This is a genomic window from Methylicorpusculum sp., assembly GCF_030651835.1.
Lineage (GTDB): Bacteria > Pseudomonadota > Gammaproteobacteria > Methylococcales > Methylomonadaceae > Methylicorpusculum.
Map to the genome: position 1 here is coordinate 37,686 of NZ_JAUSBX010000128.1, position 22,251 is coordinate 59,936.

At 41.6% G+C, this 22,251-nt stretch carries 19 protein-coding genes; 11 read left to right on the top strand and 8 right to left on the bottom strand.

What is annotated here, in order from left to right:
- Positions 1–5: 5 nt before the first annotated feature.
- Both Q7V32_RS16665 and galE read left to right on the top strand, forming a co-directional pair.
- Positions 6–1,328: a TIGR03013 family XrtA/PEP-CTERM system glycosyltransferase gene (locus Q7V32_RS16665; protein ID WP_304898109.1), complete on the top strand. Its 1,323-nt coding sequence runs from the start codon at positions 6–8 to the stop codon at positions 1,326–1,328.
- Between the two features lie 53 nt (positions 1,329–1,381).
- Positions 1,382–2,431, top strand: a complete 1,050-nt coding sequence (galE, locus tag Q7V32_RS16670) for a UDP-glucose 4-epimerase GalE (RefSeq protein WP_304898110.1) — start codon at positions 1,382–1,384, stop codon at positions 2,429–2,431.
- A gap of 134 nt (positions 2,432–2,565) precedes the next feature.
- On the opposite strand, the gene cysC is transcribed toward galE, so the two are convergent.
- The gene (gene cysC, locus Q7V32_RS16675; RefSeq protein ID WP_304898111.1) at positions 2,566–3,189 is read right to left on the bottom strand and encodes an adenylyl-sulfate kinase; all 624 of its coding nucleotides are present in this window, start codon (positions 3,187–3,189) and stop codon (positions 2,566–2,568) included.
- A gap of 24 nt (positions 3,190–3,213) precedes the next feature.
- Positions 3,214–4,173: a DHH family phosphoesterase gene (locus Q7V32_RS16680; RefSeq protein ID WP_304898112.1), complete on the bottom strand. Its 960-nt coding sequence runs from the start codon at positions 4,171–4,173 to the stop codon at positions 3,214–3,216.
- Positions 4,174–4,396: 223 nt separating this feature from the next.
- Here Q7V32_RS16680 and Q7V32_RS16685 point away from each other — a divergent pair, with 223 nt between their 5' ends.
- From Q7V32_RS16685 to Q7V32_RS16725, 9 genes are all read left to right on the top strand, one after another.
- The gene (locus Q7V32_RS16685; protein ID WP_304898113.1) at positions 4,397–5,794 is read left to right on the top strand and encodes a mannose-1-phosphate guanylyltransferase/mannose-6-phosphate isomerase; all 1,398 of its coding nucleotides are present in this window, start codon (positions 4,397–4,399) and stop codon (positions 5,792–5,794) included.
- A gap of 18 nt (positions 5,795–5,812) precedes the next feature.
- Positions 5,813–6,694, top strand: a complete 882-nt coding sequence (gene galU, locus Q7V32_RS16690) for a UTP--glucose-1-phosphate uridylyltransferase GalU (protein ID WP_304898114.1) — start codon at positions 5,813–5,815, stop codon at positions 6,692–6,694.
- A 330-nt stretch (positions 6,695–7,024) separates the two neighbouring features.
- On the top strand, positions 7,025–8,227 hold the full coding sequence (locus Q7V32_RS16695) for a TIGR04063 family PEP-CTERM/XrtA system glycosyltransferase (RefSeq protein WP_304898115.1): 1,203 nt from the start codon (positions 7,025–7,027) through the stop codon (positions 8,225–8,227).
- 8 nt (positions 8,228–8,235) lie between these two features.
- Positions 8,236–9,447, top strand: coding sequence for a glycosyltransferase (locus Q7V32_RS16700; protein WP_304898116.1), 1,212 nt, complete (start codon positions 8,236–8,238; stop codon positions 9,445–9,447).
- The gene (locus Q7V32_RS16705; protein WP_304898117.1) at positions 9,444–10,799 is read left to right on the top strand and encodes a phenylacetate--CoA ligase family protein; all 1,356 of its coding nucleotides are present in this window, start codon (positions 9,444–9,446) and stop codon (positions 10,797–10,799) included. The genes Q7V32_RS16700 and Q7V32_RS16705 overlap by 4 nt, the downstream gene beginning before the upstream one ends.
- An 8-nt stretch (positions 10,800–10,807) precedes the next feature.
- Positions 10,808–12,613: an asparagine synthetase B gene (locus Q7V32_RS16710; RefSeq protein ID WP_304898118.1), complete on the top strand. Its 1,806-nt coding sequence runs from the start codon at positions 10,808–10,810 to the stop codon at positions 12,611–12,613.
- 48 nt (positions 12,614–12,661) lie between these two features.
- Positions 12,662–12,808: a hypothetical protein gene (locus tag Q7V32_RS16715; RefSeq protein ID WP_304898119.1), complete on the top strand. Its 147-nt coding sequence runs from the start codon at positions 12,662–12,664 to the stop codon at positions 12,806–12,808.
- 85 nt (positions 12,809–12,893) lie between these two features.
- Positions 12,894–13,463, top strand: coding sequence for a Uma2 family endonuclease (locus Q7V32_RS16720; protein WP_304898120.1), 570 nt, complete (start codon positions 12,894–12,896; stop codon positions 13,461–13,463).
- Between the two features lie 91 nt (positions 13,464–13,554).
- Positions 13,555–15,558: a sulfatase-like hydrolase/transferase gene (locus Q7V32_RS16725; RefSeq protein ID WP_304898121.1), complete on the top strand. Its 2,004-nt coding sequence runs from the start codon at positions 13,555–13,557 to the stop codon at positions 15,556–15,558.
- 173 nt (positions 15,559–15,731) lie between these two features.
- On the opposite strand, the gene Q7V32_RS16730 is transcribed toward Q7V32_RS16725, so the two are convergent.
- From Q7V32_RS16730 to Q7V32_RS16755, 6 genes are all read right to left on the bottom strand, one after another.
- Positions 15,732–17,024, bottom strand: a complete 1,293-nt coding sequence (locus Q7V32_RS16730) for a putative O-glycosylation ligase, exosortase A system-associated (protein WP_304898122.1) — start codon at positions 17,022–17,024, stop codon at positions 15,732–15,734.
- 15 nt (positions 17,025–17,039) lie between these two features.
- A complete protein-coding gene (locus Q7V32_RS16735; protein WP_304898123.1) occupies positions 17,040–17,966 on the bottom strand; it encodes a glycosyltransferase family 2 protein in 927 nt (308 codons plus the stop codon).
- Between the two features lie 31 nt (positions 17,967–17,997).
- Positions 17,998–18,906 (bottom strand): glycosyltransferase, encoded by a 909-nt coding sequence (locus Q7V32_RS16740; RefSeq protein WP_304898124.1) that lies wholly within the window; start codon positions 18,904–18,906, stop codon positions 17,998–18,000.
- A gap of 79 nt (positions 18,907–18,985) precedes the next feature.
- Positions 18,986–19,768, bottom strand: coding sequence for a polysaccharide deacetylase family protein (locus Q7V32_RS16745; protein WP_304898125.1), 783 nt, complete (start codon positions 19,766–19,768; stop codon positions 18,986–18,988).
- Positions 19,769–19,824: 56 nt separating this feature from the next.
- On the bottom strand, positions 19,825–20,766 hold the full coding sequence (locus Q7V32_RS16750; RefSeq protein ID WP_304898126.1) for a glycosyltransferase: 942 nt from the start codon (positions 20,764–20,766) through the stop codon (positions 19,825–19,827).
- Between the two features lie 87 nt (positions 20,767–20,853).
- Complete coding sequence (locus tag Q7V32_RS16755; RefSeq protein WP_304898127.1) at positions 20,854–22,203, bottom strand: glycosyltransferase family 4 protein; 1,350 nt, start codon at positions 22,201–22,203, stop codon at positions 20,854–20,856.
- Positions 22,204–22,251: the final 48 nt, after the last annotated feature.

Below are 22,251 nucleotides of genomic sequence, written 5' to 3' on the forward strand. Positions count from 1 at the left end.
CAATTGTGTTCTATTTTTCCATGTATCTTGGCAGTCAGCTCCGGTTTCTGTACGAGGCCAGTTGGTATTCAGAGTCGGATATCATCGCTGCTAGTCTGGTTTTTGTCGTTGTCGTGACCTTGTGTAATGTCTCTCTTGGTTTATACCGGCGTAATCTGGGAACCCACGATTACGATTTATTGGCCCGGGTCAGCTTCAGTTTTGGTCTGGCGATCGCGGCCGTCGTTTCCATTTATTATATTTTTCCTGAATTTCTGATTGCCAGAAGTGTCCTGGGTGCGGCGGTAATTATTGCCTTTTTGGGCATGATGATCATCCGCTATTTTTTTTACCGTTACGCCAAAATTGAGCGCATTAAAAAACAGGTTTTAGTCGTTGGTAGCGGAAAAAAAGCGGTTGAATTGGTGACTTTAAATGACAGTTATATTCATAAAACCTTCAATATCACCGGCTTTCTGGCTCTTCCGGACGAGCAGGTGTTGGTCGATAAATCATTGTTGATCAATTCTGACACCTCGCTGTGCGAGACCTGTCAGCAGTTGAACATTGACGAAATTGTCCTGGCCATTGATGATAGACGACGCAGTATGCCGATCAGCACTTTACTGGATTGCAAAATGTCCGGTTTGGATATCATCGATTTGGTCACCTTTTATGAACGCGAGCAAGGACTTGTCTCGTTAAATAATGTTTACCCGAGCTGGTTTTTATTCTCAGACGGATTTGCGGTCAGCGGTTTTCGATCACTCACCAAAAGAGTGTTTGATATCGTCACCAGTATTATTTTACTGGCCGTTTCCTGGCCTGTTATGCTGATGACCGTCATCGCTATCATGCTGGAAGATGGCATCCATGCGCCATTTTTTTATAAACAGGTCAGGGTAGGCGAGAATAACAAGCATTTTAAAGTCATTAAATTCAGAAGTATGGTCGTCAATGCCGAAAAGAATGGCGCGCAATGGGCGAAACTGCGCGACAACAGAATTACACGGGTAGGCGCTGTCATCAGAAAAGTAAGAATTGACGAATTGCCGCAAATTTTTAATGTATTGAAGGGTGACATGAGTTTTGTCGGACCCAGACCCGAACGCCCCGAGTTTGTAGACGGATTTATTGAGCGCATTGATTACTATGCCGAACGTCATCGGGTTAAGCCGGGCATTACCGGGTGGGCGCAGATTTGTTATCCCTACGGTGCCAGCGAAGAAGATACAGTAAGAAAATTGGAATATGACCTTTATTATGTAAAAAACTACAGCATGTTTCTTGATATGAGCATCATTTTGCATACGATAGAGATTGTCCTATGGGGCAAAGGCGCCAGATAACATTCGATAGACCAGTAAAAAAAACTTTTAAACTCAGTTCAGGTGATTTTGTTTTGACGAATAAAACGATTTTGGTAACAGGCGGTGCGGGGTATATCGGCAGCCACACTTGTGTAGAGTTATTAAATGCCGGTTTCAATATTGTGGTGGTTGATAACCTTTCCAACAGTAAAATTGAAGCGCTAAAGCGTGTCGAGCGAATTACTGAAAAAACCGTCGCATTTTATCAAGCGGATATAAGAGACAAAGACGCGCTAACTTCAGTTTTTAACCAGCATCATTTTGATGCGGTCATTCATTTTGCCGGACTTAAAGCGGTGGGAGAATCCTGTCAGCAGCCGTTAGCGTATTACGATAATAATGTGCATGGCACGCTGGTTTTACTGCAGGTGATGGAACAATTCAACGTGAAAGATCTGGTTTTCAGTTCTTCGGCGACCGTATATGGCGACCCTCATGCCGTGCCGATCATGGAAAACTTTCCTTTATCCGCCACCAATCCTTATGGCAAAACAAAACTGCATATTGAGGAAATATTGCGGGATTTATCGAAAGCCGATCTATTCGGTGCCAAGAAAAAGCCATGGAATATTGCAATTCTGCGTTACTTTAATCCGGTGGGGGCTCATCACAGCGGTTTGATAGGTGAAGACCCTAATGGAATTCCAAATAATTTGATGCCTTACATTGCCCAGGTTGCCGTTGGCAAACTTAGTCAGTTGTCGATTTTTGGTAATGACTATCCTACTAAAGACGGTACCGGGGTAAGAGACTATATCCATGTGGTTGATTTGGCGAAAGGCCATCTTAAAGCCCTTGAGGCCTTGTTTTCTTGCCATGACGACTCCCGTACTTGCAAAGCCTATAATTTGGGGACCGGAAAAGGCTACAGCGTGCTGGATATGGTAAATGCATTTTCCCGCGTAACCGGACTGGAAATCAAATACCGCTTTGTTGATCGTCGGGAAGGCGATATTGCAGAATGCTATGCCGATCCTTCACTTTCTGCTGATGAATTGAGCTGGGAAACAGAGAAGAATCTGGACGATATGATGAGGGATACCTGGAATTGGCAAAGTAACAATCCTGCTGGTTACGCCTAGCCTTGTACTTTGCCGGATACAAACGTGAACTTGTCGTAGGAGCGGGCCATGCCCGCGCTTGAACCTCCTGAGGTCACGGGCATGGCTCACTCCAACAATACTGCCTACCAGTTCATCCCAACCAACACCTTATTTTATTTGGCCAATAAATTTTGCGAAATCAGGCCTCGGCTCAGCAATAGATTGATCACGGATTGCACGCATTCATCCAATGATTGCTGATGGGTATTCACAATCAGTTCGGGCCTATCCGGCTCTTCGTAAGGAGAGCCAATGCCGGTGAAGAAAGGAATCTTACCCTCACGTGCTTTTTTATATAAGCCTTTTACGTCGCGTTCCTCGCAGGTCTGTAATGGGCATTGGCAGTAAATTTCAATAAAATCACCATGAGGAACCAGCTTTCTGGCCGCACTTCGATCAGATCTGAAGGGCGATATGAAGGCAGTCAGCGTAATAACCCCCGCTTCGACCATTAACTTGGCCAGTTCACCAATTCTTCTGATGTTCTCAATCCGGTCTTCATCGTTAAAACCCAGGTCACTGCATAAGCCATGACGGACATTGTCGCCATCCAGCACAAAGGTAGAGCATTCCGAACGATGAAGGTAATCCTCTACGGCGTGCGCAAGCGTTGACTTACCGGAGCCTGATAATCCGGTAAACCAAAGAATCACGCTTTTGTGGCGATGGAGTCGTTCCCTGTCATTACGGGTTACAGTGGCATTATGCCAAACGGTGTTTGAGCTTTTTTTAGTCATAAAATGCGGTCGCTGTTTAGTTTTTTAATTAGCGTAATAAGATTCAAATTGTTTAATAAATGTTGGAAGACTCGCCTTTTCCAAGTGATTGATGCCGGCTGCCGCTTTACGACCGCCGCCGCTAGGAAAAGCAGCGCAAATTTCATCAGCACCGGATTTATTGTTTATTGGCGCTCTTACACTCACTAAATAGCCTCCTTTTTCATTCAGGCTGACAATAGCATGAGCCCTATTGGGCGTTCCATTGGCCAGTTCGTTTGCAAATACGCCACTGATCCGCCTGGACCAGGTCTCATCAGGCAAGACGTACACGGCAATAATCTCGTTGCTGTACTCAGGCTTGAGCTGTAAAGCTTGATTCATGTCATCTTCAAAGCCATTGATCAAAGTCTGATGAATTAAGCGATTATTGGCAATAAATTCAAACGGGGATAAATAACTGACCATTTCTTTATAAAGTTGAGCGGGAGGCAAATGCAAATCTTCAATTGAATGGCCATAACTATTGTAATTGATGCAAACGCCGAGTTGTTTTAACTGATCGGTTTGTTCGGAGGATAAATGGGAATCAGCCGCCAGCTTTAAGGCCACAGCATCAAGATTATCGCCAAACGCGGCCGTGATAGCCCATAAGCGGAAACGTCCCTGCAAATGCTGATCTACCAACAAGCTGGTACAGATATTGGTATCGGTGTCGATCAGGGTTGTCAGGTTGCTATGGACAGGTATCTCACCGGGACGATGATGATCAACGTAGAATACGGTTGCTCCCTGTTTGAGCACGGCATTTAAAGCGGCACAGTTTTTTTCAAGTGAAATATCCAGAACGACGATACGGTCTCCTGGTTCAGCAGTAACAGTTTCAAGTAATGAAATATCCCTTTTTACCCCGGTAATCAGGGTTGAATTGACAGGTTCAGCCAATCGAAGCTGTATCAGTGCACAAATACCATCGGCATCGCCGTTAAATACATCGTATTGCATAGCATTATAAAGTTGTAGAAAGTTGGTAAAGTCTAGCTTGGAACTTATACTTAACGAAGAAATTTTGTAAATTTGACTGCATTCTGGGGCTGACCCAAAAATCCTTAAGAAAATTCTCAGCATCTATCACTATAATTAGCGGCATAAGCATCCCGATCCATTTCAGAGCAATTTTTCAATTGCTGATGTCATCCGTAATCACATTTTTATTTAAAGGACACCTATGATTCCTGTCATTTTATCCGGCGGTTCAGGCACCCGTTTATGGCCTCTATCGCGGGGTCAGTATCCCAAACAGTTTTTACCGTTGGTCACCGACAAAACGATGGTGCAAGAAACCTTGCTGAGACTGAATGGTCTTGAAGGGATTAAAGCACCTATTGCTGTCTGCAATGAAGATCATCGCTTTATGATGGCCGAGCAGTTATGGGAAATTGGCGGCAAACCGCAAGCTATTATTCTTGAACCCATGGGCAAAAATACAGCGCCCGCAGTGGCCATGGCTGCATTGTCGGTCAAACCTGAAGACGTGTTGCTGGTTCTTCCAGCTGATCATGTGATTGCCAATGTGGCTGCGTTTCACAAGGCGGCAATCGCAGCGAATCAACTGGCTCAATCAGGACAACTGGTCACTTTTGGCATTGTACCCACTGAGCCGGAAACGGGGTACGGCTACATCAAGCGTTCATCTTCCCGTATCGGTGAAGCCTATCAGGTGGCCGCTTTTGTAGAAAAGCCCGATCAAAAAACCGCAGAGAGCTATGTCAGCAGCGGCGAATTTTTCTGGAACAGTGGCATGTTTGCTTTTAAAGCCCAGACTTTTTTGGATGAATTGCAAAAGTTCAACCCGGAAATGCTGCAAGCCTGCAAAAACGCATTGAATGGCGCTCAAGTCGATCTTGATTTTACCCGACTTGATAAAGACGCTTTTTCGGCCTGTCCCTCCGATTCCATTGATTATGCTGTGATGGAAAAAACCGATAAAGCGGTGGTTATTCCGCTGGATGCCGAATGGAATGATGTGGGTTCCTGGTCTGCTTTGTGGGATGTGACTCAAAAAGATGGCTCGGGCAACGCGGTATTCGGCGATGTGGTCACTATCGACACAAAAAATTCCTATATTTATTCAAGAAATAAATTGGTCAGTGCGATTGGTGTTGAAGATTTGGTCATCATCGAAACCGATGATGCTGTTTTGGTGGCGACAAAAAGCCGCGTTCAGGATGTCAAGGACGTGGTTAACCTGTTAAAAAGCCAAAATCGTCCGGAAGCCGATACACATCGAAAAGTTTTCAGGCCTTGGGGGCATTACGATACCGTGGACAAAGGCGAACGCCACCAGACCAAACGAATAGTGGTTAAGCCACGGGCTAAACTTTCTTTACAAAAACATCATCACCGCGCCGAGCATTGGATTGTTGTCAGAGGAACCGCATTGGTAACCAAAGGCGATGAGCAGCTTCTGATTGCTGAAAACGAATCAATCTATATTCCTTTAGGTACTGTCCATAGCCTCGAAAATCCAGGTGTCATTCCTCTTGAAATGGTGGAAGTCCAATCAGGAAGTTATCTCGGCGAAGATGATATTGTCAGGTTTGAAGATAAATACGGTCGAATTTAAAAGAGGATATTTAAAACAATGAAACAAATAGTCACTAAAGCAGTTTTCCCTGTTGCCGGATTAGGCACCCGTTTTTTGCCTGCAACCAAAGCAAGCCCCAAAGAAATGTTGCCGGTGGTTGATAAACCGCTGATTCAATATGCCGTCGAGGAGGCCGTAGCGGCCGGTATCGATACCATGATTTTTGTGACTGGACGAACCAAAAATTCAATCATGGATCACTTTGATAAAGCTTACGAGCTTGAAAAAGAACTGGAGTCAAAGAATAAAACGGAACTCCTGAAAATTTTGCAAAACATTGTTCCACCCCATATCTCCTGCGTTTTTATCCGCCAATCTGAAGCCTTGGGCCTAGGTCATGCGGTTTATTGTGCCCGGCCGATAGTAGGTGATGAGCCTTTCGCAGTGATACTGGCGGACGATCTGATTTATGATAAAAATCGGGGCTGTATGCGGCAGATGGTAGAGCTTTATCACCAACAACATTGCAGCATTCTGGGTGTAGAGCGAGTGGCGCCCTCCGAGACCGGCAGCTACGGCATCGTCAAAACGGAAGATTATTCAGGAACTTTCGGTCGGGTTGACTTGATTGTTGAAAAACCCAAACCCGAAGTGGCACCCTCCAATCTCGCTGTGGTAGGTCGTTATATCTTAACGCCGGCTATTTTCGATAAAATAAAAAATACCCAAAGGGGAGCCGGTGGCGAGATTCAATTGACGGACGCCATTGCCTCGCTGCTTGCTGATGAACGGGTTCTTGCTTTTGAATTTGAAGGGAAACGTTATGATTGTGGTTCCAAACTGGGATTTTTAACCGCTACAGTCGAACTCGGTTTATTACATAAAGAGCTGAAAGAGGATTTCGCTGTTTACTTAAAAAATCTCGCTAAAACACTTTAAGTTTCTTGAATTCATACAATAAGCGCAACACTTCTTAAAGAAGCCAATACCGTTAAGTTAGGCTTCTTCCCCCTTCGCGGATTCAAAAAATCTCCCCTAACCCCTCTTTTTCAAAGAGGGGGACTAAATTTCAACATGATGGAAGATAACCGTAATGTAATTGCCGGAATGACGGCGTTGATATTCTTTCAATTACTAAAGCAAACTTAGCTATTTTAAAAGGGTTACACACAAATCAGATTGAATACATTCATACCCACTAAAAAGTAACCTAGCTCAATCTCATAACCAGCTATAATTTCAAGCTGATTTTACTTTTTAAGCTTGAGTATGAAAGTTTTACATATCCTTGATCATTCCATTCCGTTGCATAGCGGCTATACGTTTCGGACCAGAGCCATTTTGGAACAGCAACGGCTTTTGGGTTGGGAGACTTTTCATGTGACATCCCCAAAACAGTTAGGGGTAAAAGAGTCCGTCGAATGGGCTGACGGATTCAAATTTTATCGCTCTCAAGAAGTTACTGGATTAAAGGCTCAATTACCTATTGTTAACCAATGGGCTGTTGTCGATGCCTTGGCTAAACGGCTGGATCAAATTATTCCTGAAATCAAACCTGATATTCTGCATGCGCATTCGCCGGCTTTAAATGGCTTGGCGGCAGTAAAAGCTTCAAAGAAATTCGGTATTCCGCTGGTCTATGAATGCCGGGCGTTCTGGGAAGATGCGGCAGTTGATCATGGCAGTACAACAGAAGGAAGTCTGCGTTACCGATTGACCCATGCCCTGGAAACCTATGTTTTCAAACGGGCAAATGCGGTGACCACCATCTGCGAGGGTCTGCGTCTAGACATCATCGGCCGAGGTATTACCGAAGATAAAGTCACGGTCATTCCCAATGCGGTGGACATCGACAAATTCACTTATGGTATAAAAGCCGATCCAGACTTACGGGACCAATTAGGACTTAACGATAAAATTGTATTGGGTTTTATCGGCTCTTTTTATGCATATGAAGGTATTCCTTTATTGCTGGAAGCGATGCCCACCCTACTTGAAAAAAGCCCCAATGTCCGATTATTACTGGTAGGCGGGGGGCCACAGGAAAGTGTAATCAAACAAAAAACAAAAGATCTGAATCTTAATGATCATGTGATTTTTACTGGGCGCGTGCCGCATGATAAGGTTCAGGATTATTATAATCAGGTTGATATTTTCGTTTACCCTCGTTTGCCCATGCGTTTGACCGAATTGGTCACACCGCTGAAACCGCTGGAAGCAATGGCTCAGGGCAGGTTGGTTGTCGCGTCGGATGTAGGCGGGCATAAGGAGCTCATTAACAAGGGTCAGACAGGTTATTTATTTGAAGCGGGAAATGCCGGTAACTTGACCCAGACATTGACTACGCTCATTGATGATCGAGCTGACTGGGACAGAATACGAGTCAATGGACGGCGTTTTGTCGAACAGGAAAGAAATTGGGCAGCTAGCGTTGGCCGGTATCAAGCCGTTTATTCAAAGCTGTGTCAATGAGTTAACGCATGAAATCGCAGCAGCCGCGCCTGATCGTTTATTGTTCATTGTTCCCAAGTTCTATGCAGCCGAATGCCGGAGTATTCATTCGAGAACGGCTATTTAAAGTCGGTCAGCATTGTCCGATTGTGGTGGTTTCTCCCGTTCCCTGGTTTCCCTTTCAACATCTGCTGCGTCGCTTCAAACCGGGTTTTAGACCTCAGCCACCGCACTATGAGAATCAGCAAGGTGTAGATGTTTATTTCCCGCGTTTCTTTTCCGTGCCCGGACTCTTCAAAAATCTGGATGGTTTTTTTATGGCATTGGGTTCACTGTTCACTCTGTATAAGCTGAAGAAATCCTTTGCGTTTAATATCATTGACGCCCATTTTGCTTATCCTGATGGCTATGCCGCAACTTTGCTTGGAAAATGGTTTAAGGTACCGGTGACCATCACCTTGCGAGGCACTGAAGTTCCCTTATCAAAAATGCCCGGTAGGAAAAAAAGATTGCTTAAAGCGCTAGCTGATGCAACCAAAATATTTTCTGTTGCGGATTCGCTTAAGCGCCATGTTGTCTTGCTGGGTGCTCAAAACGATAAAATTGAAGTGATAGGAAACGGTGTCGACACGGCTAAATTTCACCCTGTTGACAGACATAAAGTGCGAGAGCGATTCGCTGTGCCCGAAAACGCTAAAGTAATTATTTCAGTCGGTGGTTTGGTTGACAGAAAAGGCTATCATCGGGTGATAGAAGTTTTGCCCGCCTTATTGAATGAATTTCCCGATTTGATCTATATCATCGTCGGCGGCGCATCGCCAGAAGGTAATAATCGCCCCTTTTTGGAACAGCAAGCCGCATTCTTGAATGTGTCTGACCACGTCAAATTTTTAGGACCCTTACCCTCAGAAGAGCTCAAGTATCCACTCTCGGCCGCCGATGTGTTTGTTTTGGCGACAGCTAACGAAGGTTGGGCCAATGTTTTTCTTGAAGCCATGGCCTGCGGACTTCCTGTCGTTACAACGGATGTGGGCGGTAATAAGGAAGTGGTCAATAACGAAAGCCTGGGCGAGATAGTATCCTTAGGTAATCCGGCTGAACTTCAAGAGGCGCTGTCAAGGGCATTAAACAAAAACTGGAATAAAAACAAAATCATCGATTACGCAAAACAAAATGCCTGGCAAACGCGGGTAGATCGGCTGGTCACTATTTTTCAAGGTGTGATTGAGGATAAACAATGAATTGTTATACAAATTGGGTGACTCATGTTGTCTTTCCAGTGCACGAATGGTTGAAAAAACACACGACAGTTGCTGTTCGCAAAGACATGGAAAAAACTCAATGGCTAGCCGCATCTGATTTAAAAAAGCGCCAGTTGGAGAATCTCAAGTCATTTTTAAAAGAAGTTGAACAACGGGTTCCTTATTACCGGAACTTATTCAAAACGCTCAACTTTGATCCGAATAACTTAAATTCACTTGAAGACTTAAGTCATTTACCGCTAACTGATAAGTCAATTATCAGGCAGCACAGTGACGAATTAAAGGCATTCGATGCTATCGGACTCAGCCGTTTTAATACCGGAGGTTCAAGCGGTGAACCTTTGGTTTTCTATATAGGAAAAAACAGAGTCAGTCACGATGTGGCGGCAAAATGGCGCGCGACGCGCTGGTGGGGTGTCGATATCGGTGATCCGGAAATAGTCGTTTGGGGATCACCCATCGAATTAGGCAAACAGGACCGCATCAAATTAATCCGGGACAAACTGCTCAGAACCCATTTGTTGCCTGCATTTGAAATGTCGGAAGCCAAACTCGATGAATTTGTTCAGCACATACAAGCGCTAAAGCCAAAAATGCTGTTTGGCTATCCTTCAGCGCTTGCGCACATTGCCCGTCACGCGCAAAAGCATAATAAAAAACTGAACGATCTTGGCATTAAAGTCGCCTTTGTCACATCAGAGCGGCTGTACGATCATCAACGGGAGATGATTGAAACAACATTCGGCTGTCCTGTTGCCAATGGTTATGGTGGCAGGGATGCCGGATTTATTGCTCATCAATGTCCGGCCGGAGGAATGCACATAACCGCTGAAGATATCATCGTAGAAATAATCGATAAGCAGGGGCAGGTATTGCCCGTGGGTGAAGAAGGGGAGATTGTCATTACGCATTTGGCAACTGCGGATTTTCCGTTTATTCGTTACCGCACCGGCGATATAGCCAAACTTAGTAATGATCTGTGCGTCTGCGGGCGTGGGTTACCTTTGCTTAAAGACATTCAGGGACGAACTACCGATTTTGTCGTCGCAAAAGACGGCACGGTCTTACATGGCTTGGCTTTAATCTATGTTTTGCGGGATTTACCGGGTATCGGAGGATTCAAGATTATACAAACCAGTCTTGACGAAACCCGTATTCAAATTGCAAGAGATCAGGGTTATGACCCTGCTTGCGAAGAAGCGATACAACAGACCTTTAAAAAACGTTTGGGTAGCGATGTTGCGATACACATCGATTATGTTGACCACATAGAGAAGGAAAAATCAGGTAAATTCCGCTATGTTGTGAGTCATGTCGAATTAAAAGAATAGGTAAGCATATGGGATTTATTGCCGGTAGTTTCACGGACACGCCAAACCAGAATCAACCAGAACAGTGGTTGCAAAGAATTAAACAACAGGCGCCGCAGTTTTTTCGTGATGACCTGAATGTGTCCAAAGCTGGAGAGTTAGCTTACTTGGCTTTGGATAAGAGCCTGATCGCCGGTCCGCATTATGTGATTGCGGATGAGGGCGGTCATCATCTCGCTAAAGATCAACTGCAAAAACTGGCGGAACGCTATATAGAGCAGGGACCTCCATCTTTAAATCAAGCCGAATACCCGTTTAATGGCTTAATGTTCAATCCGGCCAAAAAAGAACTTCTGTTGATGACCGATTTTCTGGGACTTACTCATCTTTATTACGCTGAGATACCCGGTGGTCTTGTTTTCGGATCAACGGCTGATGCGGTAATTGCTCACCCCATGGTGAGTGATGAAATATCTCAACAGACGATTTATGAATACCTTTACTTCCATCACTGTCCCAGTCCCAATACCATTTACAAACAGGTCAAAAAATTAGAGGGTGGGCAACTCCTGGTTTACCAAGAGGGCAGGGTGACACTCAGTTATTACTGGGTGCCGGAGTTCTCAGAAAACCGGCGAGTTTCGAATGAAGAAGCCGGCAAGAGTTTAAAAGAAAAACTGATTGATGCGGTTAGACAGGCTGCTGTAGGGTCCGATCAAACCGGGGCGTTTTTAAGCGGCGGGTTGGACAGTTCCAGTGTTGCCGGTGCCTTATCAGAAGTCTATCCGGGGCAGGCCAGAACTTATACGATGGGCTTTCCTGTGGAAGGATACGATGAAATCGAGTATGCACGCATCGCCGTGGATCGATTCAAAACCCGTTCCAATGAATATTATCTGACTCCCGAAGATACCGTTGCCGCCATTCCAAAAATCGCAGCTTATTATGATGAACCCTTCGGCAACTCATCCGCATTGGCCGCTTACTATTGCGCCAAAATGGCGAAAGATAGCGGAATAAATGTCATGTTGGCTGGAGATGGTGGTGATGAATTGTTTGCAGGCAATGAGCGTTATGCCAAACAGTTGCTGTTCGATAAATATTACCAAATCCCTGGTTTGGCAAGAAATTTACTTAAATCAGGTTTAACGCACGCGCCACAGATTTTATTGAAGAATAAAATCATCTTTAAAGCCAAGCGTTATGTTGAACAAGCCGAGATACCCTTACCCGATCGGCTGCAGGATTATAATTTCATGAACCGGCATTCGGCGAATGACATATTCAATGCTGACTTTTTAGAGGCTATTGACGTCAATTCACCGATACAAAGCCTGCGTGATTGTTATAACCGGCCTGCCAAGGCTAGCGCGTTAAACCGTATGCTTTATATGGACTGGAAAACAACGCTGCATGATAACGATCTGGTTAAAGTCAATAAGATGTGCGAAATGGCCGGGGTTGAAGTTCGCTATCCATTATTGGATAAATCTATCATCGATTTGTCTTGTCAAATTCCTTCATCCGACAAACTTAAAGGCCAGCAATTGAGGTGGTTTTATAAAGAAGCCATGCGCAATTATTTACCTGATCAAATTATCAACAAATCAAAACATGGTTTCGGTCTTCCTTTCGGCATCTGGTTAAAAGATCATCAACCCCTGAAAGAATTGGCTTATGACAGCATCAACTCACTGAAAAAAAGAGACTATCTGCGCAGTGATTTTCTTGACCATGCCATAAACATGCATCAAAGCGTCCATGCCGCATATTACGGTGAATTGATTTGGATTTTGATGATGTTGGAGCAGTGGTTTCAAGCGAAAAAACGATAATTAGGAACCTGATTAGCAAGATGTTTCAGCTAAATCCACGAGCCCGTCATGCCCGTCTGGAAACGGGCATCCAGTGCCATGGAGGGTAAGCTTCGAGCTATCCATGAAGTCTGGGGTTCGGCAATCCCTGCCGAAATGACGCGGTTGGCTAAGGATAATGAGTTAGAGCTAAAACATCCTGCTAATCAGGATTAGGAATGAGAGAAAAACGTATTAGAGCAGTTTGGACGAACCATTTATTTAAGAGTTGATTTACAAACTCTGCCTGGAGTTATCTAAAGTGTTAAGAGCAAAGCCTTCCAATTTAAGTGAAGAAGACTATTTACAGGGCGAATTAACCAGCGATGTAAAGCATGAACTTATCGGTGGTTCTGTTTTGGCGATGACCGGGGCATCGGCTAATCATGAACGGATTTGTTTGAATATTTCAAGAAAGTTCGGCGATCATTTGGATGGCTCACCATGTGAACCTTTTGGTTCGGATATGAAAGTAAAAGCAGGTCCTAATTACTTTTATCCTGATGTCATCGTAGCTTGTAATTTTGATGAATCACAACCGTACTATACTGAAACACCTATTATCATTGTTGAAGTAGTATCAAAAACAACGCGCAAAACTGATGAAACAATCAAATTGATGTCCTATATCAACATTCCGAGTTTGCAGGAATATGTATTAATCGAGCAGGATTATGTCGATATTCAGGTCATACGGCGAAGCGAAGCCTGGCTGCCAAAACATTATTTTTTAGGCGATCAGATAACTTTTGAATCGATCAGCTTAACGTTACCGGTAGAGACAATTTATTACCGCGTAAAAAATGAAGATATGCTTGAATTTTTAAGCTAAAGCATTCGTAGGTTAAGTAGAAATTCAAGTCATATAAAGTGCGTTTGTTATATCATAACAATAAGATTATTTAATTCACTCAGGATACAAAATGTTTTCGGTCAAACTAGAAAAATTCATATGGTGTCACCGGAGACTTATTTCAGTATTAGCCGTTATTTTAATTGTTCAATTATTTGAACTCGCACTTTTGCAGGTCAAATACGATATTTTTATTGGCGGTTTTTTACAACCCTACGCCTACAGGACATTACCGGAAAGAGCTTTTTTTATACTGCTTTCGTTATGGTATGACTTTCTGTTATTCGGTATTTTTGGAATTTTCTGGTTTTATCTCGCCGATAAGTTAAATAAATTCGGTATTCTTATTTATTACAGTTTTACAGTACTTATGTTATTAGTCATGGGTATTTGGCTGGGTCTAAAATTCAAAGTACTGTCTTATTTTAATGACACCATCAATTATCAGATTATCGCCAGTCTGGGCGGCGGCAGCATTAAGGAGGGATTACTTTATGCATCTAATGAGATTGCGCTGTTTACCGGGATTATGGTCATTATTATTGGCGTTTTTATATTTATCGCCCGGTATTTAAAAAACCATGAGTATATTAGAGATTATCACCAAGACTTACCTCAATCTCTGATCTTAAAGTGGATACTGATTGTCATGTCGGTCGTCACACCTTTTTTAACCTATGCCGTTTCTGACAGCGACTATCTGCGTTATGGACTGGGAAAAAAAACGTCTTATCGTTTAATTAGTTCTGGCCTTGACGCATTGAGTGACTTTGATAATGATGGTTATGGTTTATTTGGCTATCCAAAAGATTCCGCCTTATTCGATGCGCGAATTTTTCCAGGTGCGTTGGATATTCCCGGCAATGAAATCGATGAAGATGGCTTATTGGGTGACGCGATATTAATGCCTCTCGCGCCCGATCCGTTAAAAGAAATTCAGCCGCGTGCCGGCAAACATATTATTTTGATCGTTTTAGAAACAGCACGCGTCGATTTGTTAGAGCAACAAATCGGCGGACAATATGTAGCGCCGGTTATGCGTGAAATTGCACGAACCGGAACTTCAGCCGAATATGCTTACAGTCATACGGGCTATACTGTAACCTCGCTCATGGCGCTATTTAACCGCGAACTGATTCAACACGATCATCGCATTAGGTTGATTGATTTTCTGCAGGCCTCCGGTTATGGCATTTCAATTATTTCAGGACAGGATGAATCTTTCGGTGATATCGCCTTGAATACCGGCATGACAAAAGAGGGCGTTAATTATTTTGATGCGCGCACGGCGATTGAAGATAGGGTGTTTCCCAGCAAAGATTCAGGCAGCCTGAGACTAAGTGAAGAGAGGGTGGTTGAGCAGTTTCAAAAACGTTTCAGTGAGCTGGATTTAAAGACGCCGCAATTTATTTATTTAAATTTTCAGGCGGCTCATTTCCCCTATTCGCATCCGAATATGCAAAAAAGACTCATCAAGGAATTTATTCCTCGCTCCGAGATTGTTGCAGAAAACCGGGATCGCGTAGCGGCTACCTATTGGAATGCAATCTCTAATGCCGATTGGGCGGTCGGGCAAGTGGTTGAAACGCTCAAAAAAAATAATCTGTACGATAAAACTACATTGGTCATTCTCGGAGATCACGGCGAATCATTATTTGAAGATGGGTTTTTGGGGCATGGTCATGCGATTAATGAAGCTCAAACACACATTCCATTGGTCTTTAATGACCCGAATATAGAAATCAGCCAAGCAATAGGACAAGTCGATGTCGCTGAAATGGCGGTTAGGTCGGCCTTTGAATTGTCTAATCAATGGCTTAATCAAGAGAAAACAGTGTTTCAATTGGTTGGAAATCTATCATTTCCTTCGCTAATTGGACACGTTAAATTCGGTGGAGACCGGTTAACTTTTGATTTTCGTTCTGAGCAGGCTTATCTCAGTGAATATAAACAATGGAAAACACTGCTGGAATTATTGGCCGACTCCAAACAAAAGGATCGAATTACCTATTTAATTAGCGAATGGGAAACTTTGAAATGGCATGAGTTTGATTATCGGAATAAAACCAAATAAAAATAACTTCCCCCCTTTGAAAAAGGGGGATTGAGGGAGATTTATTAAAAACTCCCTCCCAGCCTCTCTTTTTCAAAGGGGGGGTAATCGTACAGTTCGACACAATCCTTATTCCGGGAAGTTATTTATGACGGAATCCTAATTACTCTTTCTTGATTCACGCTTAATATCTATTAAATCCGTTCATTCAGTTTTTCTGTTTGATGAATTCGGCCAGTAAAACTTCTGACTTTAATTGGGCTTGTCAATTCTTGTTTTTGCAAAAACTCTTCATTGACGAACTTTTTTAATAAAGCGGAAATAAAGATCAAGTGATAGAGTAAGTCCCAATAAGCAAGACCTAAAAATGCAGTGCCTATCATATAGCAGATAATAGATGCACGTAACATGTAACAGTAATTGCTCACCCATTCCATACTAGCAACGTTTTTTACTTTGGATGGAAGTGTGGTTAAGCTGAAAAGTGTTCCAAATATTAAAGATAACCAAAGCCCAAATGCAACGAAGCCATGTTCTGCAAACATTTCCACATAGGAGCTATGCCAGTCACGCTCCGTAATCCAAATCCAACCTTCAAAACCTGTTCCTGTAAATGGATGGCTTAAAGTGTGGTTCCATCCATCAATCCACACCGTAATACGGCCCATAGCAGAAGCGTCTTCGTTGTAAGTTTCAAGAGTTTCCATACGCCCAAACCATTCTTGAGGCAAGAAATCAATAGCTATGCCAGCACCTACAATGGCTAAAGGGATAGCAAAGAATTTTCGTTTGCTGTGCCAGATTAACATTAGTGTCAAAGCAGTCATGGTTAGCAAAGCACCTCGTGACCAGGAAGATATCGATGCAATGAAAATAATAGGGATTGAATAAAGTAATCCTTTTTTTATCAGTGTATTTGTTGTTTCATTTCGCCAAATTAGTAACAGCGGTATTGAAATGAGCATAGCGATTGCAAACTCATTGTTGCCACCAAAAAGAGATGCAGGAGGACCATACACTCGATGGCCAAAGCCGGTCATAATAGCAAAAATCCCCCCTTTTAAAGCTACAATTCCAATGGATAGGCCAATAGTAGCAATGAGATAGTAAAGTTTTTCGCGTGTATTTATTAGCACTAAGGTAAAGTAAAAAGGAATATAGATTTTCGTGACAAACCAAAATCTCTCCCAGGCAATATCTGGAACATAAGCGACAGTTGTCGTCATTAAAAAATAAAGCCAAAGTAGTATAAACACCTTCACTCGCCAGTCACTTGGAATGGGTTGTTTATCCTTCGTAGTAAAAGTTCGAAATGCAACGACTAGAAACAGTACATAATAAACGGGGAGAGTACGAACAAAACCCCAAGCATAAGCATGTGGATTCATATAACTGAAAATAGCTAGGGATAAAACACCCCACCAAGGCTTTTTTAAAGCCGCAATAATACACCCAGCTAAAAATATTAGTATTACAATGTCACGCATAAGTATAACCGATGGTTAACGAGGCGTTTGAAGATGTCCGGCTATTTGACCCAAGATACAGGCGGTACGTATTAGGTAAAAGCGTATCTTTTTATAACTTAAAGAAAAAATAGCCGAAAGGAGATAGTTTGTAAGTTTTGCGTATAAATAAAGTGGGATCCTATTAGATTGACGGGTTATCGAGGTTAATGATCGATTTCTTTGATAACTGGTGTGTAAGAGATAACTTAATTTGAAGCGATTTGGATCAACAAAGTGGTATTGAATAATAGTGGGCGCATATAAAAATTGTTCGCCTAAATTTATTGCTCTAAGGAAAAAATCAGTATCCTCGCCCCCAACTAAATTATGGCCCTTAGGTCCTAAATCTTCTGAAAAGTAACCTACTCTATCAAACACATCTTTGCGTATAATTATTTGACCACCCGGAGGTGTCTGATTTTCCTTTGTTACCTGTATTAAATTAATTCCAAGATTGAATTCAGGGACAGGCAAAGGGTAAATACGATATTTGCCATTTTCATGTACCCAAGCCGGTTCATTGCCTTGCCAGTCAGGATAAAGTGGCCCACAAAGCATCGTAGTTTGCGGAAATTCAGCAATGGTTTCTATAATTGAGATCAGGTAGTTTTTGTCAATCCGTTGATCATCGTCCATAAAGCAAAGAAACCCAGTTTTTACACATCTAATAGCATGATTTAAAGCATAAGATTTACCGGGTCTTAATTCTTCTTCAAACAGAAGGGGTACAGTGTTAGTGTTGTGGTGGTGATATTGGTAATCCTTGAGTTTTTTGACAGTATTGTCAGTGCATGCATTTGCAATAACTAGAATTTTTAAATTACAGCTAATAGGTCTTTCAGCAGCATTAATGGATTCAATTGCAGAAACAAGCAATTCTGATCTATTGTGCGTACAGATTATTATAGTTAGATCAGTCATTGTCGTAGTGTAAAGTTTTGGAGGTCATTGATCAAAAGCGATACAAACCGTGTATCAGTCCAAGAAAATGAAAAACAATCATTTCTCGATAAAACGCCTCATCGGCTGGCTTAGCCACATAACCCCATATCGTTTTTAAAACACTTCTCAGTAATTGAGGAAAAAGATATAAAGGGATGTTGAAAATTCGACGGCCCTCTGGAATGCCATTACTTTTGGCCATGTTACTACTGCTCTGAAATCGCCACTTTCGAAAATAGGATTTACTCAATCGGAAACGCTCAACTTTGTGGTGGACACGTGATTGACCGAGAAAAACCGCTTTAAGACCAGTTGCGAGTATTCTTTCAAATAAATCATCATCTTCGCCACTCGACAGTGTCATTCCTTTTCTACCGCGGTCAGTATTAAAAAGGCCTACTTTTTGAAAAGTCGATTTCCTAAAAGCCATATTAGCACCAAAGGGGGCCAATTTAAGGTTAGTAATGATGTAATCATCAGTACGATCGGTTTTTATGGCCAAAAAGCCATAAAACCGTTCTGTTAGCCATGAAGGCGGGGGCGTTTCCCAAATTGGGGCGATATAACCTCCACATGCATCAGCCTTATATTTTTCCATACCCGATAAGGTGGTTTCCAGCCAATCAGTTTCAGGCAGAACATCATCATCAGTGAAAACAATTATTGAGCCTGTTGCAGTTTTAATACCCAAGTTTCTAGCGTAGGAAAGTCCTTGTTGAGGCTCAAATTGGTAATTTAAATGGGGTAGTATTCCGCTGTATTTATTAATAATTTCTTTTGTATTATCATTTGAATTATTATCAACAACAATTAATTCCCATTTTGACGCATCATAGGACTGTTTAGTAAGGCAGTTTAGGGTGTCGTCGAGTGAATTGGCACGGTTATAAGTACAAATAACAACGGAAGTATCTATCATATTTATATAATTATATTAAGATGAATAGCTTATGAGCTATCGCTATCTAGTTTCGTAAGGGTAATTGGTTTAGAATAAGCTACCCCATTAGATTCTTAGTCTTCTCTATAAGACGATTATAAACATACCTCATGGGATAAAAGAGACTGGAGTTATTTATACCGTAAGTTAACTTTTGCTTTAGTTTCCATGCGGAATCAGTACCGTAAACATCAATTCGATGAAGAATTAAGGGGTTCCGTTCTGCATTGTTAAATCCAGAACGGGTTGAGCAAGCTGTTTTATAGCCTGCGTCACTAACTAATTTTTGAGTATGTTCATTAAACAGGCCGAAGGGGTAAGCAAAATGCGAGCACTCGCAGCCTAAATGATTTTCAATAGATTGTTTAGAATCAATTAGCTCCTGATAAGCTTCATCATTGCTTAGTTTATCCAATTGAGGATGAGTTACTGTATGAGAGCCAAATTGAATACCCTCATTAGACATTTCTTTAATTTGTTCCCAAGATAACATTTTTCGTTGGGAAAATGCCGGTGCTACCATCCAAGTATTTATATGACCAATAACCCCTGAAGCCAAGTAAATAATAGCGGGAATGTTGTAACGCTTAAAAACAGGAAAGGCATTCAAGTAATTGTCTTCAAAACCATCGTCTAATGAAATTAAAACAGCTTTATCGGGTAAGGGTATATTTTCAGAATAATAATTCCATACTTGATCAATACTTATTGGAGTATAGTTATTATCTAATAGCATCTGTATATGTTTTTCAAATTGCTGAGGAGGGCAGGCATACCTTTTTTCAGTCGTTGTTCTTGGTTCTGAAATCATGTGATACATCAAAATGACAAAACGACTCATAAATTTTCCATTTAGAAATTAAAATAAAACTAGAACAATCATAATGAAATATATGCTCATTTTGATTCAAGCAGGTAAACAAGGTATTTATGTAATTTAAAAGGCAACAGTGCCGGTAACATATATTTCCAATATTTAATGTCTCCATAGCCAGATTTCATGATTATACGAAATATTATTCTGGCATGATGTAATTCCCTATTCCAGTAGCAATCAAATCCTTGTTTAATTAAATAATCAAACATCAATTTTTTTTGGATTTCTACTGATAATTTATTTTCATCATAGGGATATTCTCTTAAAAAGCTTTGCTGTGCCAACAAGTGATTAATAGCCATCCCAGATTTATTTAGTGTTGCTTGCGCTTCACCGTGATGATTATAAAAAGCCAGAATTTTTGGTACTAAAATTATAGATTGATCTTTAGCAATTTTTAACCAGAGCAAATAGTCCTCGGAGGTTTTGAATCGCTTATCAAAGCCACCAGCATCAACAATGGCCCTTTTTTTAGTTAAGCAAGCATTTATTGGCCAAAGACAATTTTCAAATAAATTGATTAGTTTATTTTCATTTTCATAGTCTGGAGGAATGAATAGTTCGCCTCGCGGACCTGGCAAACCAACATTTTGCCAGCCACAATATGCAAGGACAGCATCGGGATGCATTTTCAAAGCATTATATAGTTCGTCTAGACAGCTTTTATGCCAAGTATCATCTGCATCTTGAAAAGCAATATACTCACCTGAAGCGATTGAAATTGCATTATTTCGTGCGTTACAAACGCCTTGATTATTTTGGTTTATAATTTTTATTCTTGAGTCATTAAAAGATTTTGCTATGGAAATGCTTTTATCTGTTGAACCATCATTCACAATGAGTAACTCAAAATTAGAAAATGTTTGCTCTAATATACTGCTAATACTAGATTGCAAATGATTTTCCGCATTAAAGCAGGGCATAATGACCGATATAGTTGGCGTTATCTTGGATGTCACCATGGGTTATAGCTAAATAAAAGTTTGAATAATGTAGGGTACAGGTCTAGTAAACCAATTAGTTAGATCGTAATTGATCAACTGGTTTTCTTAAGGCTTTTTGTAACGCCACAGCAAATGTCTGTTAAGTACATCTTCAATACGGCGCTTAACTCCATCCCATCCATAATAAATAAAATCTTGTTGGGCTTGTCTTAAAGCCGACAAATTTTTTACCTTTTCATTTTGACGGCGTTTCATAAATTTTTTCTCTTCCAAAATGACGATAAGTTCATCCATGAATTCAATTCGTTCTGCTGCTGCGTGGTAGGTTCTTGCATCAATCGAGGCTTGTTCGCCAATACGTCGTCTAAGTAATTCATCACTAGCTAGTTTTTTCATCCAGTCCACAGCCTCATCTATATGAGGCTCAGCCCATAGCGCCTTTTTGCCCAATTTATCTGGATTATTAGCATCCAAAGCAGAGTATGGCGCCAGGTCATAACCTACCAAACAAGAATTAGTGTGCTTCATAAAGGACATATTGCCTGACCAAGCGGTGGCAATAACAGGTTTACCTAAAGCCATACACTCTAAAAGGCCTAAGCCCAAGCCTTCTGCTCGATGCATTGAAACAAATACGTCACAACTGGCATATAGACTTAAAACATCAGTATAGGATAACGATTTAGCAATGAAGTGAATTCTAGGATTATTAGAGCAATGAATTTTTAATTTATTGACCAAAACTAAAGGGTCACTAGTACTGCTTTTTACTTCTGCATTGTTTAGTTTGATTATTAGATGCGGTTGCTCATTATCGTTCGGACACTCCGGAAAAGCGGTCATAAAAGCATCTATTGCACCAAATGGGTTTTTTCGGGCTGGATCTGAATGTGGGTCAAAGCTAGACACAAATAACAGCCGGTCTTTTGGTAAGCCAAAGCGATCACGGTCTGGTGAAATATTTGATGGAAGAAATAAAGGGTGTATACAAGGTACTGTTAATATATCGGAAATATTAGTATCGTAAACTTGGCGAACAAAATGAGAGCCTGTCAGAATAACATCAAACAAACGTAAAGCCTCACAACACCGCTTTGGGAGAGCGGTTTCCTCACACCAAATTAGACCAACATTAAGTCGTTCCTGAGAAAAGATACCCGGTTTTTGATTTAAAAAAAGCGCAGGTAGATTACGTAATGCGATAAAAAAAATATTGATTGAATAAGGAAGCTCTGTTCCGGGTTTTATCGTAAGAGCTTCATATTCATTTGATTTTGCATTAGGTGCACTTTGATAATCAATATCAAATACAGAAACAGGTATACCTTTTTCAATAAAGAGCTTAATAAAATGTCTAGCAGTAATACCAAGGCTTAGATTACTACTAACATAACCAATCACATTTATGCCGAATATAGGTTTTAGTTGGCTCGTGCCATTAGAATGTTCTTGCATAAGTTTCGGCTTCACACGCTGGAAAGATTGATTATTAGCGAACTCATT

What these genes read in the sequence shown, in the direction of transcription:
- galU (WP_304898114.1), top strand. Translation starts at nt 5,813, where the DNA reads ATGAAACAAATAGTCACTAAAGCAGTTTTCCCTGTTGCCGGATTAGGC.
- Q7V32_RS16680 (WP_304898112.1), bottom strand. Translation starts at nt 4,173, where the DNA reads ATGCAATACGATGTATTTAACGGCGATGCCGATGGTATTTGTGCACTG.
- Q7V32_RS16715 (WP_304898119.1), top strand. Translation starts at nt 12,662, where the DNA reads ATGCCCGTCTGGAAACGGGCATCCAGTGCCATGGAGGGTAAGCTTCGA.
- Q7V32_RS16750 (WP_304898126.1), bottom strand. Translation starts at nt 20,766, where the DNA reads ATGGTGACATCCAAGATAACGCCAACTATATCGGTCATTATGCCCTGC.
- Q7V32_RS16740 (WP_304898124.1), bottom strand. Translation starts at nt 18,906, where the DNA reads ATGATAGATACTTCCGTTGTTATTTGTACTTATAACCGTGCCAATTCA.
- Q7V32_RS16685 (WP_304898113.1), top strand. Translation starts at nt 4,397, where the DNA reads ATGATTCCTGTCATTTTATCCGGCGGTTCAGGCACCCGTTTATGGCCT.
- Q7V32_RS16725 (WP_304898121.1), top strand. Translation starts at nt 13,555, where the DNA reads ATGTTTTCGGTCAAACTAGAAAAATTCATATGGTGTCACCGGAGACTT.
- cysC (WP_304898111.1), bottom strand. Translation starts at nt 3,189, where the DNA reads ATGACTAAAAAAAGCTCAAACACCGTTTGGCATAATGCCACTGTAACC.
- Q7V32_RS16695 (WP_304898115.1), top strand. Translation starts at nt 7,025, where the DNA reads ATGAAAGTTTTACATATCCTTGATCATTCCATTCCGTTGCATAGCGGC.
- Q7V32_RS16745 (WP_304898125.1), bottom strand. Translation starts at nt 19,768, where the DNA reads ATGAGTCGTTTTGTCATTTTGATGTATCACATGATTTCAGAACCAAGA.
- Q7V32_RS16705 (WP_304898117.1), top strand. Translation starts at nt 9,444, where the DNA reads ATGAATTGTTATACAAATTGGGTGACTCATGTTGTCTTTCCAGTGCAC.
- Q7V32_RS16710 (WP_304898118.1), top strand. Translation starts at nt 10,808, where the DNA reads ATGGGATTTATTGCCGGTAGTTTCACGGACACGCCAAACCAGAATCAA.
- Q7V32_RS16700 (WP_304898116.1), top strand. Translation starts at nt 8,236, where the DNA reads ATGAAATCGCAGCAGCCGCGCCTGATCGTTTATTGTTCATTGTTCCCA.
- Q7V32_RS16755 (WP_304898127.1), bottom strand. Translation starts at nt 22,203, where the DNA reads ATGCAAGAACATTCTAATGGCACGAGCCAACTAAAACCTATATTCGGC.
- Q7V32_RS16730 (WP_304898122.1), bottom strand. Translation starts at nt 17,024, where the DNA reads ATGCGTGACATTGTAATACTAATATTTTTAGCTGGGTGTATTATTGCG.
- Q7V32_RS16735 (WP_304898123.1), bottom strand. Translation starts at nt 17,966, where the DNA reads ATGACTGATCTAACTATAATAATCTGTACGCACAATAGATCAGAATTG.